We start from the raw sequence: 16,089 nt of genomic DNA on the forward strand, positions 1-16,089 counted from the left end.
CTGCCACATATTAGGAATGATGGCAGGAAACCCAAATATAAAGAATGGGAGGAGTTAGCTTGATTCGATTTGCCGCTGTACTGAAAACCGTCCGATTTCGCGTCTTCGCCTGGGTCGCCGTGTTGATGGTGGCATCCGGAACTTTCGCCTATGCGGAATCGCCGACAAACGGCACTACGCCGCAGCCGAAGCTGTACATATCGGCGGACGGCGTGCACAACATCGCTTATAACGAACAAGGCGACGTTTGGTACTGGGGCGGTATGGGAGATTTTGAATTTCCGGACTGGAAGCTTCGCGACAATACTCCGATCCGGATGGGGACGATGAAGCACATTGCGCAAGTGTCGTCCAACCTGTTTTTGAAAAAAGACGGAACGGTATGGACTTGGTCGGCCGGCCCGGCCCCGGTCGGCGGCTCCGACCGCCGCTTGCAGTTCCAAATCCAGGATCCCGTTCAACTCGATCTTGCCGATGTCGTCAAGGTGGCGGCGGGCGATTCGTTTCATTCCGCCGTCAAGAAGGACGGCTCCGTCTGGGTATGGCGCCCCGTGCCGCACGGATACGGGGATACTCCCGTACAAATTCCCAATATTTCCGACGCGGCGGATATCGCCTTCGCCAATTGGTCCAGACAGTCCAAGCTGACGATCGTCGGGAAAGACGGCTCCGTTTGGACATGGGAAGGCGCAACGGCTTTCGGGGGCATCGCTCCGGTCAAGGCGAAGCGGGTGGACGGTTTGTCGGACGTGGCGAGCGTATTTGCCGGCGACGAATGCTTTTTTGCGATTCGGAAGGACGGCTCCGTTTGGGGCTGGGGAAGCAATCTCCGCGGCCAGCTCGGACTGGACGAGCAAAAAATCGTCGAATCCCCGGTGAGGCTATCGGCGCTGGACGGCATGGTCGCCATCCAAGGCAGCTTCGACCGCTCGTTAGGCTTGAAAAAGGACGGCACGGTCTGGTCTTGGGGAATTACGCTCGACAAATTTCCGGAGTATGGCGCTAAAATCGATCCGAACCTGCATCAAGTGGCCGGATTGGACAACATAGCCGCGATCGCAAGCGGCGGGGCTCATCATTTGGCGATCCGAAGCGACGGCACCCTTTGGGCATGGGGTTCGAACGAAAACGGCCAATTGGGCGACGGCACATTCCGTTCGAGCGACAAGCCGATTCGGATCGACTTGAAATAAGCGTCTTTTCTGCGAAAAAAAAGAGCCATGGACCGGTTCCGGCGTTTTGCCGGACCGGGTCCATGGCTTCTTTGCTTTTCCTTAATACAGCGTCAAATATTGATCGCGTTCCCATTGGTGAATTTGCGTGCGGTACATGTCCCATTCAATTTCTTTCAGCTCCACGAAATGGGCCAGCGCATGGTCGCCGAGCGCATCGCAAATGATCTCGTCGTTCAGCAGCTCGACGAGCGCCTCGCGCAAATCGGCCGGCAAGCTCGGGATGCCCTGCTCTTCCCGCTCTTCCTCAGTCATCACGTAAATGTTGCGGTCGACCGGCGCCGGCAGCGGCGTCTTGTTCCGAATGCCGTCCAGCCCCGCCTTCAGCATGACGGCGAGCGCCAAATACGGGTTCGACGCCGGATCGGGATTGCGCACCTCGACGCGCGTGCTGAGGCCGCGCGAAGCTGGTATGCGGATCATCGGGCTGCGGTTGCTCGCCGACCAGGCAACGTAGCACGGCGCCTCGTAGCCGGGAACGAGCCGCTTGTACGAGTTCACGGTCGGATTCGTGATCGCCGCGAACGCGCGAGCGTGCTTCAGGACGCCCGCCATATAATGGCGAGCCGTCTCGCTGAGACCGAGCTTGTCGCTGTCGTCGAAAAACGCGTTCTCGTTTCCTTGGAACAGCGAAATATGGCAGTGCATCCCCGAACCGTTCACGCCGAACAGCGGCTTCGGCATAAACGTCGCATGCAGCCCGTGCTGTCTCGCGATCGTCTTGACGACGAGCTTGAACGTTTGAATTTGGTCGGCCGCCTTGATCGCGTCCGCATATTTGAAGTCGATTTCGTGCTGGCCGGGAGCTACCTCATGGTGAGACGCTTCGATTTCGAAGCCCATTTCCTCGAGCGTCAGCACGATTTCGCGGCGGCAGTTTTCGCCAAGGTCGGTCGGAGCCAAGTCGAAGTAGCCGCCCTGGTCGTTCAGCTCCGTCGTCGGATTCCCCTTCTCGTCGGTTTTAAATAGGAAAAATTCCGGCTCTGGGCCGACGTTCATCGCCGAGTAGCCCATTTCTTCGGCTTCCTTCAACGCGCGCTTCAAAATGCCGCGGGGATCGCCCGGGAACGGACGCCCGTCCGGCAAATAAATGTCGCAAATGAGCCGCGCCACCCGATCCTCGGTCACCCACGGGAAAATGACCCATGTGTTCAGGTCGGGATACAAATACATATCGGATTCTTCGATCCGCACGTAGCCTTCGATGGAAGAGCCGTCGAACATCATTTTGTTGTCGAGCGCCTTTTCAAGCTGGCTGAGCGGAATTTCGACGTTTTTGATCGTACCGAGCAAATCGGTGAATTGCAGTCGGATAAAGCGGACATTCTCTTCCTTCGCGATGCGCAAAATATCTTCCTTCGTATAGCTCGGTTGGGACATAAAAGGAACTCCTCCCTAATTTACTGTTTATTGAAAAATCGGGATAACTCCCCTTGAATGAGGGATACTTTGCCCCGGCGTCCTCCGGTAAGAAGTTCCCTTTTCAGCATTTTGTGCAGCTGAACGTCGTCCAGCTCCTTGCGCCTCACTTCGGTCTGTTCGTTAATGACGGTCGCGTCCTCGGAATTTTTCGATACCGGATTGAGCACCTGCTTGATGCCAGCGATGTTGACGCCTTTTTCGATCAGCGCCTTGATCTGCAGCAGCCTCTCGACGTCGTTGAACGAAAACAGCCGCTGATTGCCGTTCGTTCGCGCCGGAACGATCAATTCGTGCTGCTCGTAATACCGAATTTGCCTTGCCGTCAGATCGGTCAGCTTCATGACGGTCCCTATCGAAAACAAGGCCATATTGCGGCGGATTTCGTCGCTCACTTCACACCACTCCAACATGTAGAGGATACCTTAATTGTACATATCGGACATAAACATGTCAATCCATGTAAGATTTAATCACAGAAGTCCTTTGTCCATCATATTCGTCAGCGCCATGACGACACCCCATTTGACATGCGAATACGTCAGCCCGCCCTGCATATAGGCGATATACGGGGAACGGATCGGCGCGTCGGCGGACAGCTCCAGGCTCCCCCCCTGAATGAACGTTCCCGCCGCCATAATGACCGGGTCCTCGTAGCCCGGCATCTCCCAAGGCTCCGGCACGACGTGCGCGTCGACGGCCGCCGCCTTTTGGATGCCCTGCACGAACGCGATCAGATGGTCCGCCGACGTAAAGCGGATCGCCTGAATGAGATCGCATCGTTCGTCCCGCCATCCCGGCCGCGTATCGAAGCCGAGAAGCTCGAACAGCGCGGCGGCGAAGACGCTGCCCTTCAGCGCCTGACCGACGAGATGGGGGGCAAGGAACAATCCTTGGAAAATGCCGCGCGTCGTCCCGAGCATCGCTCCGACCTCTCCCCCGATGCCCGGCGCCGTAAGCCGGAACGCGGCCAGCTCGACGAGATCGCTTCGGCCGACGATATAGCCGCCCGTTTGGGCCAATCCTCCGCCCGGGTTTTTGATCAAAGAACCGGCCATCAAATCGACGCCGACTTCGGTCGGCTCCGTCTCTTCCGTAAATTCGCCGTAGCAGTTGTCGACGAATACGATCGTCTCCGGCGCGAGCTCCTTCACGAACCGGACCATCCGCCCGATCTGCTCGACCGAGTACGAAGGTCGCAAGTCGTAGCCGCGCGACCGTTGAATGCCGACTACCTTCGGCGGTTGTTCCGCAATCGCAGCCCGAAGCTTGTCCCAATCCGGCATCCCGTCGTCCGCCAAAGCCAGCTCGTCGTAGCGGACGCCCCAGTCCTGCAGCGAGCCGGTTCCGTCTCCGGGCTTGCCGATCACTTTGTGCAGCGTATCGTACGGCTTGCCCGTGATGTACAATAAGCGGTCGCCCGGTCGGAGCACGCCGAACAAGGCGGTCCCGATCGTATGCGTGCCGGAAACGAAATGCGGGCGAACGAGCCCCGCTTCGGCCCCGAACGCGTCGGCATAGACGAGATCGAGCACCTCGCGGCCCCGGTCGTTATAGCCGTAGCCGGTCGACCCTCCGAAATGATAGTCGCTCACTTTATGCTTCTGAAAGGCGGCGATCACCTTCCATTGATTGCGGTCCACCCGTCTGTCGATTTCGCTCAGCTTCGGCGCCGCCAAAGCTTCCGCTTGCTCCATGAGCCGGGCGATTTTATCCGGTACGTTCATCTTAATCGCTCTCTCCCTCGTGCTGTATCGCTTCGTTCGCCGCAAACGATCGAAGCTTGTATCCTTGTTTGTCGAATTCGTTTTGCTTGACGCGCACGTCGAACCGGATCGTCTCTCCGTCCACCTGCTGATCGAGCACGTCGCCGACCCGGTAAACGAGCGAGATCAGGTCGCCCCGGTCGGCCGGAATGACGAAGCGCATCGATTCGCCCGTCAGCTTTTCCTGCACGGCCAGCTTCAGCGTTTCCAGATCGGCGTCCGAGAAGGCGGATATCCGGATCGAGTCCCCTTCGGCGTTCCACAGCTCGGCTTGACCGTCCGGCACGAGATCGGCTTTGCTCAACACCGTGATCGTCGGCGTGCCCCCGGCGCCGAGCTCCTGCAAAATGTCGACGACGACCCGGATATGCTGCTCGGCCATCTCGTTCGAGCCGTCCACCACATGTAAAATGAGATCGGCCTCGCACACTTCCTCCAGCGTCGCCCGGAACGCCGCGACGAGATCATGCGGCAAATGCTGGATGAAGCCGACCGTGTCGGTCAGCACGACTTCCTGACCGTTCGGCAGCCGCAGCGTGCGGGTCGTCGGGTCGAGCGTGGCGAACAGCTGATTTTCCGCGTACACGTTCGCTTGCGTCAGCCGATTCAGCAGCGTCGATTTGCCCGCATTCGTATAGCCGACGAGCGCGACCTGGAGCACGCCCGTTTTTTTTCTGCGCTCCCGGTGCAGAGCCCGATGGCGCTTCACCTCGTGCAAGGCGTGGCGCAGCTCGGTTATCCGATTGCGGATATGGCGGCGATCCGTTTCCAGCTTCGTCTCGCCCGGACCGCGCGTGCCGATGCCGCCTCCGAGACGCGACAAATTCACCCCGTGTCCGGACAGACGGGGGAGCAAGTAGCTGAGCTGGGCCAGCTCGACCTGCAGAAAGCCTTCCCGCGTTTTCGCCCGCTGCGCGAAAATATCGAGAATGAGCTGCGTTCGGTCGATGATTTTCAAATCGAGTGCACGCTCCAGATTGCGGACCTGCGCGCCGGACAGCTCTTGGTCGAATATCGCCGTATTGGCGCCGAGCCGCTCGGCGATTTCGCGGATTTCCTCGACCTTCCCTTTGCCGATAAACCATTTCGGATCGACCGACTCTCTCGTCTGCACCGACTCATGCAGCACCAGCACGCCCGCGCTTTCCGCGAGTCCGATCAATTCCTGGAGCGAATAGCGCACGGCTTCCTCGCCGGCTCTGTCGCTCTTCAATACCAAGCTGACGACGACGGCTTTATCCGAAATGCCGCCGCCGACCTCGTGCGTCGTTTGCTTCATGCGGGAACTCCTTTATCGCATCGGTACGTTATGCGTACATACGGATCATTGTAACATATTTCCGGGATAAAGCAGTTCTATTATATCCAAACCCCGCCGTCCGCAAAATGGCCCTCACGAAAAGGGCAGCTCGATTTCGACCGTCGTTCCCGAGCCCATAACGCTTTCGATCGACAGCCTGCCGCCGTGCGTCTCCATTATATTGTGGCAGATCATCAGGCCGAGACCGGTCCCGTTTTCCTTCGTCGTGAAAAACGGCTGGCCGATCTTCGGGATCAGCTCCTCCGGAATACCGCCGCCCTGATCGGTAATGCGCACGATGAACGAGCCTTTGGACGTCTCCGTCCGCACTCTCACTTCTCCTCCGTCCGGCATCGCCTCGATCGCGTTTTTCAGCACGTTGACGAACACCTGCTTCATCTGGTTTTCATCGCATCGGATCGGAGGAATGTTGGCCATCTCTTCGGTGACGAGCCGCACCTTGTTCATGATCGCCTCCGTATCGAGCAGCGTCACCACGTGATCGAGTACCGTGCGAATATCGGTATCGCGGAAGCTCGCCTCTTTCGGCTTGGACAGCAGCAAAAACTCGTTGACGATAAAATTGATCCGCTCGAGCTCGTTCAGCATGATCGGATAGTACGCCTTGTTCTCGGTCGGAGCCGATTGCTGCAGCTGTATGAAGCCTTTCAGCGCCGTAAGCGGGTTGCGGATTTCGTGGGCCAGTCCGGCGGCCAGCTGTCCGGTCACCGCAAGCCGGTCGGAGTTGCGAAGCAGCTCCTCCGCTTTTTTCTTGTCGGTAATATCTTTGGCGACGCCGTAAATCCCTACGATCTGATGATCGGCGATGATCGGAATGTTCGTTACGTCGGCGATGATCGTATGCCCCTCTTTATGCAGCAGCTGCAGCTCGAAATGGATCGAGCCGCCCTTCATCGTCTCCAGAAACGACTTCAGCGCCTTCGGACGGTCGTCCGGATGAATGAGCGCCACGAACTGCCTGCGGGTCATTTCCTCGGCGGTATAGCCGAGCAGGTCGGCGGCGGCCGGATTGACGGCGATGAGCTTGCCTTTGCGGTCGAACGTGCAGATCGGATCGGGATTATGCTCGATCAAATCCGCCGTCTTCCCGTGGAACGTCGGCAGCCGGTGATGCAATTTGAATTCGTACATGTTCAAATCGGCGTCATGGAGCAAATCTTCGATCCGTACGCTCCGGTCGGGCTTCGAGGCGGCGACGCCGACGGAAAAAGAAAGCGACACCGGCGGCGTCCCGTCGCCCATCGCGAACGATTGACCGTTCAGCTCGCCGAGCAGCCGCTCGCGAATGCCTTCGAAAGGAGGCGAATCTTCGACGACGAGGACGAATTCGTCCCCGCCCAATCGGCCGGCGATTCCGTTCACATTATGGACCAGCCCGCGCAAATAGTCCGCGACGTGCAGAATGACTTTATTCCCGACCATATGCCCGTGCGTATCGTTGATTTGCTTGAAAAAATTAAGGTCGATCAGCAGCACGCGGACCGCCTTGCCTTCGTCGATCAGCCGCTGCCCGAACAGCAGCGTCTGCTGCAGCGAAGCAAGCCCGGTGAGCGAATCGATCATGCTGAGGTGGCGGTACTCGTTTCGCTCCCGTTCGAGCTTTCGCGTGTAATGCGCCACTATCGTGTAAGCCATCGCATGGAGCGCGATAAAAAACAGATGCGTCAGCCATTGCTGCCCTTCGGGCGTGTCGGCGTACGCATACAAATTGAGACCGATCGCCAGCGCCGCTGCGAGCGTATACAGCGGACTCGGCAGAAGAAGCGCGTAAAACAGCAATAGCGGATAGGCGGTTAAGAGCAGGGCGAACAAGCCGTCCGGCCGCATAAAGACGATGTACGCCAGCAGGGCGAGGCTGGACAGGCCGTATGCGGCTTTCCGGCGTTTGTTCAGCGCCGCGGCCGCCAGAAGCGACAATGTAAACAGAAGCGAAGCGAGCGACCGGGCAGCATCCGGAATCGCGTCGATGAGCGCGCCGACGCCCGAGAGCAGCGCGAGAGCGGCAAGCAGCGCTTCCTTTCTCCGGAAGACGGACAAGCGGAACGACCGAAACGCGCGGGTTATGTGCATATGGTTCTTCCCTTCCGTTAGGTTTGTCGGTATGCGTCGTTTATGCGGACGTGAGCGATGAGAGACAGCTGCGGAGGCGCGGCGAGGGCTTTCGAGGCTCGATTCCGATACTTTGCCGCGACCCGGGGGGACGATTAGCTCTGCAAGCTAAAAAAAGCCGTACCCGGATTCAGGGACGGCCGATGGCATGATACGATCAACGCGAACGCGAGCGTTTCAGCAACCCAGCTGTCATAGTTCTGCCGAACCTTAGACCTGTGGCTTTGCGTCCCTGCCTTTCGGCAAGTTTGCCAAACTTCCATTTCCAATTATTTGCTGGTAGTCTACCTGAACCTTAATATACCATACCTTTTCTTTCAACGAAACTAAAAATCGAACGATTCTAATTTTTCTGCAAATCCCGAATGTTCGAACATTTTACAACACATTCGTATCGGACGAATCGGGCAAAAATCCGCTCTGGCTCACTTTGACCCGTTCCGGCGGGAAATGGCGGCCGAGCGCTTCGACGATGTCCTTGTACCGTTCGCGATCGTACCATTCCGTATAACCGGTCTTCTCGAACAAGGTCCGGATGCCGAGCTGCTCCGTCCGCCTTCCGGAGCTGCCGTCTCCCATGAAAAAATCGTCGACGCAAACCCGCCGGGTCGCCGCGGCGATCGTCCCGGCGAACTGCGGGCTGCTCGGCAGCACCGGCGAAACGGCGGCCTGCGTTCGAAGGCCCGCCTCGGTCAGCTTGCGCAAGGCGGACAAACGGGCGGCGATCGGAGGGGCGGACGGAGTGAACGCCTTCCGTACGGATTCCATGTCGGTTTCTACCGTCATGCTGATCCGAACGCGATCCTTCAACCGCAGAAGCAGATCGATATCTCGCGTCACGAGCGGGCTGCGCGTCTGCACGAACAAAAAGTCGGGCGGTTCGTCCGCCATCGCGGCAAGCAGCGAACGGGTCACGAGCTCCTTCGCCTCCAGCGGCTGGTACGGATCGGTGCTCGACGACATGAAGATCGTTACGGGCCCTTTCCGTTTCGCCTTGGCCAGCTCGCCGGCGAGCAGCTCCGCCGAGCCGACCTTCACGTCGACCCATTCGCCCCACGGCTCCCGGCGGAACAACGCGACCGGCATTTTGCGGACGTAGCAGTACGAGCACGCGAACCCGCAGCCTGCGTACGGATTGAGCGTATGGCTGTAGCCGGTCAAATATCCCGAAGCCGGGTTGAGCAGCCGCTTCGGCTGCGTGCGGCGGATTTCGATCATCGCTCCCCCTCCGTCCGGCCGGACGCCAGCTCCTCGAGCAAGCGGCTCAAATCGAGCCCTTCCATCGACGCGATTCGTTTGCTGTGCTCGCCGAACGGGAGCGACTCCGTCACCGAGTTCGGGACGATGACGCAGTGAAGCCCGGCGCGCCGCGCCGCCAGCGCTCCGTTCGGCGAATCCTCGAACGCCAGCGCTTCCTCCGGCAAGACGCCCAGCCGATCGACGGCCTGCACGTACAGCTCCGGATCGGGCTTCACCTTCGCGACGTAATCCCGCGTGCGAATGACGGAAAAATAGTCGCGGATGGCGAACTTCTCCAAATAGCCGATCACCCACTCGCTCGACGAGCTCGAAGCGAGTCCGATCGCGAGTCCCAATCGCCGGGCCTGCTCCAAGGTGGAGACGACGCCGGGCCGCAGCTGCTCGCGCTCCATCCGCTCTTCGAACAGCTTGCGGCGCATTGCGCGGAACCGCTCGCGATCGACCGGATTGCCGACGCGCTGCTCCAAATCGTCGAGCGGATCGAATACGGACAGCATGTCCGTCCCGATCACCTTCGACCATCGCTCGAGCGGCAGCTCGGCGCCGTGATGCCGATAAGCTTCCGCGTAGGCGTGATATTCGTTCGTTTCCGTATCCAGAATGAGTCCGTCGAAGTCGAACACGAGCGCTTTGATCATTATCGTTTCAGCCCTCCATGGCGAAAAATCGTTCACAGCCGATGTACGTATTATACAGGAATCGGCATCGTCGTGCATTTCGGGATATCCGGGCAAACGAAAAAAAAGCCGCTTTTCCGGCGGCTCCGTACGGTTGCGGACTTCGTTCGCTATCGGCGGTCGACGCGCATGTCTTCCGGCCGGATGGCCATCAGCTCGTGCCGCCCCGGCGACGAATTCGCGTACTGTCCGAGCAGGCGGACGGCCTGATGGCGAACCGACTTTTCCATCAGGTTGCGGACGAACCTGGCGTTGCTGAACGCGGACGGATACTGGCTTTTCTCCGCCGCCAGCAACTGGCGCAGCTTCATGACGCTTGCGGGGATGAGCGTATAGTCCCGCTCCTTGACCATCCATTCGGCGATTTGCACGAGCTGGTCGATCGCATAATCGGGGAAGTCGATCATGATCGGGAAGCGCGACGGAAGACCCGGATTCGTCGCCAAAAAATAATCCATTTCATCCGAATAGCCTGCCAGAATGAGTACAAACTGATTTTTATAGTCTTCCATCGCTTTCACGAGCGTATCGATCGCTTCTTTGCCGAAATCTTTTTCGCCTCCTCTCGCCAGGCTGTACGCTTCGTCGATAAACAAAATGCCGCCCATCGCCTTCTTGATCAGCTCGCGCGTTTTCAGGGCCGTATGGCCGATATATTCGCCGACCAAATCGGCGCGCTCCACTTCGACCAAATGTCCTTTCTGCAGCAAGCCCATCGCGTGAAACAGCTTCGCGACGATTCGCGCGACCGTCGTTTTGCCGGTTCCCGGATTCCCTTTAAACACCATGTGGTACACCTGCTGCGTCGTCGCCAGCCCCGCGTCGACCCGGTACTGGCCGATCTGCAGCAGCGCATATATTTCATAGACGAGTTCCTTGACGTTTTCCAAGCCGACCATCTGGTCCAATTCTTTCATAATTTCGGCGAAGGGCCCTTGCGACGGAACCGCTTTTCCGCCCGTCTGCGGCTCGGCTTCCGATACGGACACCGGCTCTGGAGTGCGCAGCACGACATTGATTTGCCGCGAAGATTTGGGCGTTTCGCCGGAAACGACTCGAATGCTCACCGGAATCACCTCGTTTTTTTGGATATGCGGGCTTCGATAATTTGGCCCCGCCGTGCGGCGTCGCGAGCGAACCGCACGGCGGCCGAATAACCTCTGCCTATAATGTACAAAGCGAGAAGTTGTCCTATGATCGCGGAGTCGAATTTCTTATGAAATTTTGTGCTTGAATCGGCCGGCAAAAAGCCCCAAAATGAGGAGTAGGAGTTTAATTTTTTTTCATCCGGACTAGGAGTGATGACCATGAAGGAGCGTCTCCTATTCACTTTTTTGCTGATTGTGGCGATCTATACGATCGTACCGTGGGTGGCGACGCGCATATTTGCTATCGGCGTATTTCGCAGAGGGAAAGTTACGAATCAGGTTGCCCTGACGTTCGACGACGGTCCCGATCCGGTCTATACTCCGCTCCTGCTCGATCTGCTACAGAAGCATAAGGCGAAAGCGACTTTTTTTGTGTTGGGGGCCAAGGCCGAGCGCCATCCCGAATTGATCGAGCGAATGCACCGGGAAGGACATCAGATCGGCATTCATAATTACTCGCACAAGTCGAACTGGTTCATGTCTCCGTGGTCCGTCCGGAGCAAGCAAGCCGATCGTTCCGCCGAAATCGTCGCTTCCATAACCGGCACGAAGCCCGATTATTATCGTCCGCCGTGGGGGATTTTGAACGTATTCGACCTGTTTTTCCTGAAACATTATACGGTCGTGCTCTGGTCGGTTATGCCGAAAGATTGGCGGAGCCGGGTCGGACGGAACAAGCTGAAGTCCAGGCTGCTGAACACGATCGTGCCCGGGTCGGTCGTACTGCTGCACGACAGCGGCGAAACGTTCGGCGCCGATCGCGACGCTCCGTCCCATATGCTGGATGCGTTGGACGACGTATTGTCGCATATGAAGGAGCGGGGTCTCGTGACGGTGCGAGTCGACGAGCTGCTGCAAGCTTCGATGAAGTATCGGCTCGGTTTGTTCAAGCGGGTGCTCGTCAACGCCTGGATGGCTTGGGAGCGCTGCTTCGTCAAGCTGTTCCACCTGAAATCGGTCGATTCGGATAACCCGCTCGTCAAGCTGCGCGTTCGCGAATATCAAGGCAGACAGTCGATCGTGCTGCCGGACGGGGAACAAATTCGCAAAGGCGACCTGATTGCGGAAATGCATCTGGACAACTACACGCTGTTCAAGCTCGGCATCGATTCGCGCAGCACCGTGCAGCTGGCGACGCAGCTGATCCGCCGGACGCGAACGCTCATGCCGGCCATCAGCAAGCTGCTGCTGACCGATCCGCAGTACGAGAACGTGAAAGGCTTGTACGGCATCACGATGATCCATCGCGGCTCGAAGCAGCTCGGCTTCGCCGTGTTCGATCTGCCCGAAGGACTGTTCGCCCGGATGACGCGCACCTATTTGCGGCTGCTGCTGTACGTCGTACATCCGAACGGCAAGGAACGGTTGAAGGAAAAAACCGATCTGCTCGAACCGAAAATCGTGGCGATTTCCAAAAACGAGCTGAAAACCCGATACATCGCTTAACCCGCGGAAACCGGACGAACCGGCCGATATCCGCACTTCTCTTTCCCGCATGACGAAAAAAAGACGCCCGGGCGATCCGAAAAATCGCAGCGGGCGTCTTCCTTTTACCCTTTCACGGTCAGCATCAGCTTGACTCCGAGCCACTTCGTATACGCGAGCGTCTCTCTGAACTTGTGCCACGGCATCCACATCGTTTGCGAATCGGTCAACGCCACGGTCGCTCCGTCCAGTCCGACGAATTCGGCGATATCGATCGAGCGGGCGCCGTGATATCGGTGCGTGACGATAATCGGCCGCGTCCATCCTTCGCGGTCCATGATCCGCTTGCTGAACAGCAAATTTTCGTACGTGCTCGTCGCTTCGTCTTCCCGGATAATCGCTTCCTCCGGTACGCCTCGTTCGACCAAGTAACGCTTCATTCCCTCCGCCTCGGTGATCGTGGCGCCGTTGTTATCGAGCCCGCCGGATACGATAAGCCGATCCGCGACTCCGCTCTCGTACAAGGCGTAAGCTTTCTCCAGCCGTTCCTTCAGTCCGGGACTGGGTCGGTCGTTCCATAGCGCCGCCCCGAGCACGATGGCGACCTGGGCCTTCGAAGCGGGGGCGCTCTGCTCCACGGAATGAATCAGCCACTGGATGTATCCGATCCACAGCAGGCCCGCGGCGGCCGCCGCGCTCAGGACGATTCCCCATCCTTTTCTTCGTCTGCGGCGCCGCGGCATCGACACGGCATTCGTCATCGGTTTCATCCCCTGCTCTCCTTATGGCGCATCCGTCGTACCGCCTTCCGTCAAAAACGACTCCACCGCCGCGAACAGCGCGTCCGCCTCCCGGTCGAGACAAATCATGTGCTTCGAGTTCGGAAAATATTCGACGCGCACGACCGACGGAATCGCGTGCGCCAGCACGTTCGCGCTGTACGGATGGACGACGGGGTCCCGGCCGCTCTGCGCGATGAACGTTGGGGCGCGTATGCCGCTCCAGATCGGCTTCGTCGAACGGATCAGCTGCATGAACTGCACCGTCGCCCGAATCGGCGTATGGTGCACCTTGACGAACCGGTTCCAGTCGCCGACCTTGAGCGCCGATCCGATATCCTGCAGCAGGCGGTACGGGCTGACGTAGATGACCGCCGCATTCAGCAGGACGAGCCGTCGAACCGGATACCGGACGGCAACGTGGGCGGCCAGAGCCCCTCCCATCGAGAAACCGACCAAATCGAACGAACCGTATCGCTTCGCGATGGCCGCCGCCGCCGCGTCGACCGCCTCGACCCAGTCGTACCATCTTACCCGCCGCAGCTTTTCCGGGTCGCCGTGACCCGGCAGCGTCGGAAGCACGCAGCGATACCCGCAGCCTTCCAAATGCCGGGCGAGCGGCTCGAGCTCGAACGGCCCTCCCGTAAAACCGTGAATCCCCAAACATATTTTGCGGTCCATCGCCATTCCTCGCTGACGGATTATTCTTCGACTAGCGCCTGCATATGTTTGTCCGCCACGACCAGCAAATCGAACGAGCCGGTCCGGTATTCGTCCATCACGTGATTCGCCGTTTTCCAGGCGAGCTCGGCGTCCTCCTGCGTCAGAACGCCGCCGCGCACCGCCTCCTCCAGCCGTTCCTGGTCGATTACGTACAGCTCTCCGCTCGGCAGGATGACCAAATGCAAAAACAAATCCTCGTACCACGGAATGCCGCCGTCCGAGACGCCTTGGCATTTGCATATCGAGACGACGCGCTGGACGTCCCGATTATGCTCGTCGTACATGGCGGTAACCGTATAATGCGCATGCTCGGGAAACAGCTGCAGCCATTTGTAGCCGTTGTCCGCGATGCAGACCTGCCGCCCTTCGTACTGCTTGTACAGCGGCTCCTTCACCTTCAACAGCTCGACCAGCGTAACCGTCCCGGAAAAGCCGATCGTTTTGACCGGGATGACGGTAAATTCCTTCTCGACGATTCTCCCCCAATCGGTACGATCCGCATATTTTCGAATCAATTCGGTTCGCTCCTCCTCCGCCCGTTCGATGAACGACGCATCTCTATTTTTCCGCGATTTCGATTTTATTGATTTTCACTTCTTTGAGCGGAGAGCTCGGCTCTCCCCTGGCGTCCTGCTTGACCGGCGTTGCCGCGATCTTCTGTACGACGTCCATGCCCGAGGATACTTGTCCGAAAATCGTGTAGAACGGATTTTTGTTCAAGCTCGCCGCGCAGTCGGGGCCGGTGCAGATGAAAAACTGGCTGCCTCCCGAATTTTTCGCTCCCGTATTCGCCATGGCGACGATGCCCGGATCGTATTTGTATTTCGTCGTCAGCTCGTCCTCGATCGTGTAACCCGGTCCGCCCATGCCGGTTCCCGTCGGATCGCCCGTCTGGATCATGAACGTCTTCATAATCCGGTGAAACACGACGTTGTCGTAGTAGCCTTGCCGGGACAAAAAGACGAAATTGTTGACCGTCTTCGGCGCCAAATCTTTGAACAAATGGACGGTGAACTTGCCTTCGGTCGTATCGAACACCGCTTCGTACGCTTTGTCCGCCTTCAGCTGCATCGGCGGCGGGGCGCTCCAGCTCTTGTCGCCTGTTTTCCCGGGCGCGCTTCCGCAGCCCGCCAGAGAGAGCGCAACCGCCGTCGCGACCGCCAGCGCGCATACCGATTTATGCCACTGCCGCTTCATACCGAACTTCCCCCTCGCTTCCTTTTTTCTCGCCAAATTATACCACCCGTTCGCCGCGGCGATCAAATGAACCGGCCCGCGCCGCGTCCGAACGCATAAAACCCCGCCGAGGCGGGGTTCCGGTGCGAGGGCAAACCGTTATTTGGCGACTTTCTCCGCTTCCGGCGGCAGCAGTATAATTTTGCCGTCTTCGACGGTGACGACCATTTTGTTCGAATTTTTCATGCCGACCGCGTCGAGAAAGTTGGACGGAATTTGCAGCCGCCCCGCTTTGTCCAATATCGCGTATTCGACATGCGTCTCCTCTTCGGCCGCCATCCCTTGCGCCAGCTCCGCCAGCTCGTCGGCGTACGACTTGCTGCGGATAAATTCCGACGACGTTTTGCCGTCGCGGATGGCGACGACGCGGTCGACTTTTTTGGCGAGCAGCGGATCGTGCGTGACGATGACGACCGTCAGCCCGAGCGAGCGGTTCAGCTCGCGGAACAGGTCCAATATTTGGTTCGACATTTTCGTATCGAGCGAGCCCGTCGGTTCGTCGGCCAGCAGCAGGCGCGGATGGTTCGCCAGCGCGATCGCGATCGCGACGCGCTGCTGCTCGCCCCCTGACAGCTGGTTCAGCTTGTTGCGGGTGCGATGGCCGAGACCGACCGCCTCCAGCAGCTCGAGCGCGCGCTGCCGTTTTCGGCGGCCCTGCAGCAGGATCGGCAGCTCGACGTTTTCCAGCGCGGTCAAATACGGAATCAAGTTGCGCGCGTTGTTTTGCCAGACGAATCCGACCGTCTCCCGCTTGTACTTGACGATGTCCTTCTCCGTAAATTTCAGCAAATCTTTGCCGTCCACGACCAGATTGCCCGCGGACGGACGATCGAGACCGCCGAGCATATTGAGCAGCGTCGATTTCCCGCTGCCGCTGTTGCCGATGATCGCCATCAGCTCGCCGGGCTCGACGTGCAGATCGAGCCCTTGCAGCGCCACTACTTCCAAATCGGCCACCTTATAAATTTTCACCAAATTGTCGCAATGGATCATC

General features: G+C 58.6%; 15 protein-coding genes and 1 riboswitch. Of the genes, 2 read left to right on the forward strand and 13 right to left on the reverse strand.

Features of this window, described 5'->3' with window-relative positions:
- Window positions 1-59 precede the first annotated feature (59 nt).
- Window positions 60-1,193: an RCC1 domain-containing protein gene (locus PV407_RS00565; protein ID WP_332087899.1), complete on the forward strand. Its 1,134-nt coding sequence runs from the start codon at window positions 60-62 to the stop codon at window positions 1,191-1,193.
- An 81-nt stretch (window positions 1,194-1,274) separates the two neighbouring features.
- On the opposite strand, the gene glnA is transcribed toward PV407_RS00565, so the two are convergent.
- The 8 genes from glnA to PV407_RS00605 all read right to left on the reverse strand — a co-directional run bounded on the left by glnA (window position 1,275) and on the right by PV407_RS00605 (window position 10,851).
- Window positions 1,275-2,612, reverse strand: coding sequence for a type I glutamate--ammonia ligase (glnA, locus tag PV407_RS00570; protein ID WP_332087900.1), 1,338 nt, complete (start codon window positions 2,610-2,612; stop codon window positions 1,275-1,277).
- Between the two features lie 20 nt (window positions 2,613-2,632).
- Window positions 2,633-3,046 carry a MerR family transcriptional regulator gene (locus PV407_RS00575; RefSeq protein WP_332087901.1) on the reverse strand — a complete coding sequence of 138 codons (414 nt, stop codon included), beginning with the start codon at window positions 3,044-3,046 and terminating at the stop codon, window positions 2,633-2,635.
- 78 nt (window positions 3,047-3,124) lie between these two features.
- Window positions 3,125-4,378, reverse strand: coding sequence for a methionine gamma-lyase family protein (locus PV407_RS00580; protein WP_332087902.1), 1,254 nt, complete (start codon window positions 4,376-4,378; stop codon window positions 3,125-3,127).
- A 1-nt stretch (window position 4,379) separates the two neighbouring features.
- Complete coding sequence (hflX, locus tag PV407_RS00585) at window positions 4,380-5,696, reverse strand: GTPase HflX (protein WP_332087903.1); 1,317 nt, start codon at window positions 5,694-5,696, stop codon at window positions 4,380-4,382.
- A gap of 114 nt (window positions 5,697-5,810) precedes the next feature.
- The gene (locus PV407_RS00590; protein WP_332087904.1) at window positions 5,811-7,808 is read right to left on the reverse strand and encodes an ATP-binding protein; all 1,998 of its coding nucleotides are present in this window, start codon (window positions 7,806-7,808) and stop codon (window positions 5,811-5,813) included.
- A gap of 215 nt (window positions 7,809-8,023) precedes the next feature.
- A riboswitch (cyclic di-GMP riboswitch) is annotated at window positions 8,024-8,110 on the reverse strand.
- Between the two features lie 115 nt (window positions 8,111-8,225).
- Window positions 8,226-9,065: an SPL family radical SAM protein gene (locus PV407_RS00595; RefSeq protein ID WP_332087905.1), complete on the reverse strand. Its 840-nt coding sequence runs from the start codon at window positions 9,063-9,065 to the stop codon at window positions 8,226-8,228.
- Window positions 9,062-9,745, reverse strand: a complete 684-nt coding sequence (locus PV407_RS00600; protein ID WP_332087906.1) for an HAD family hydrolase — start codon at window positions 9,743-9,745, stop codon at window positions 9,062-9,064. Before PV407_RS00600 ends, PV407_RS00595 begins: the two co-directional genes overlap by 4 nt.
- Before the next feature lie 149 nt (window positions 9,746-9,894).
- Complete coding sequence (locus PV407_RS00605; protein ID WP_332087907.1) at window positions 9,895-10,851, reverse strand: AAA family ATPase; 957 nt, start codon at window positions 10,849-10,851, stop codon at window positions 9,895-9,897.
- A gap of 240 nt (window positions 10,852-11,091) precedes the next feature.
- Between PV407_RS00605 and PV407_RS00610 the strand changes: the two genes are divergently transcribed.
- Window positions 11,092-12,378 carry a polysaccharide deacetylase family protein gene (locus tag PV407_RS00610; protein ID WP_332087908.1) on the forward strand — a complete coding sequence of 429 codons (1,287 nt, stop codon included), beginning with the start codon at window positions 11,092-11,094 and terminating at the stop codon, window positions 12,376-12,378.
- Window positions 12,379-12,482: 104 nt separating this feature from the next.
- On the opposite strand, the gene PV407_RS00615 is transcribed toward PV407_RS00610, so the two are convergent.
- The 5 genes from PV407_RS00615 to PV407_RS00635 form a co-directional block, all read right to left on the reverse strand.
- Window positions 12,483-13,127, reverse strand: a complete 645-nt coding sequence (locus PV407_RS00615; protein ID WP_332087909.1) for a YdcF family protein — start codon at window positions 13,125-13,127, stop codon at window positions 12,483-12,485.
- A gap of 12 nt (window positions 13,128-13,139) precedes the next feature.
- Window positions 13,140-13,817, reverse strand: a complete 678-nt coding sequence (locus PV407_RS00620) for an alpha/beta hydrolase (protein ID WP_332087910.1) — start codon at window positions 13,815-13,817, stop codon at window positions 13,140-13,142.
- A gap of 20 nt (window positions 13,818-13,837) precedes the next feature.
- The gene (locus tag PV407_RS00625) at window positions 13,838-14,374 is read right to left on the reverse strand and encodes a DUF402 domain-containing protein (protein WP_332087911.1); all 537 of its coding nucleotides are present in this window, start codon (window positions 14,372-14,374) and stop codon (window positions 13,838-13,840) included.
- 43 nt (window positions 14,375-14,417) lie between these two features.
- Entirely contained in the window at window positions 14,418-15,056 is a 639-nt protein-coding gene (locus tag PV407_RS00630) for a peptidylprolyl isomerase (RefSeq protein WP_332087912.1), read from the reverse strand.
- A gap of 138 nt (window positions 15,057-15,194) precedes the next feature.
- A complete protein-coding gene (locus tag PV407_RS00635) occupies window positions 15,195-16,088 on the reverse strand; it encodes an ABC transporter ATP-binding protein (protein WP_332087913.1) in 894 nt (297 codons plus the stop codon).
- Window position 16,089: the final 1 nt, after the last annotated feature.

The organism is Paenibacillus sp. GYB003, assembly GCF_036577625.1.
GTDB lineage: Bacteria > Bacillota > Bacilli > Paenibacillales > NBRC-103111 > Paenibacillus_AB.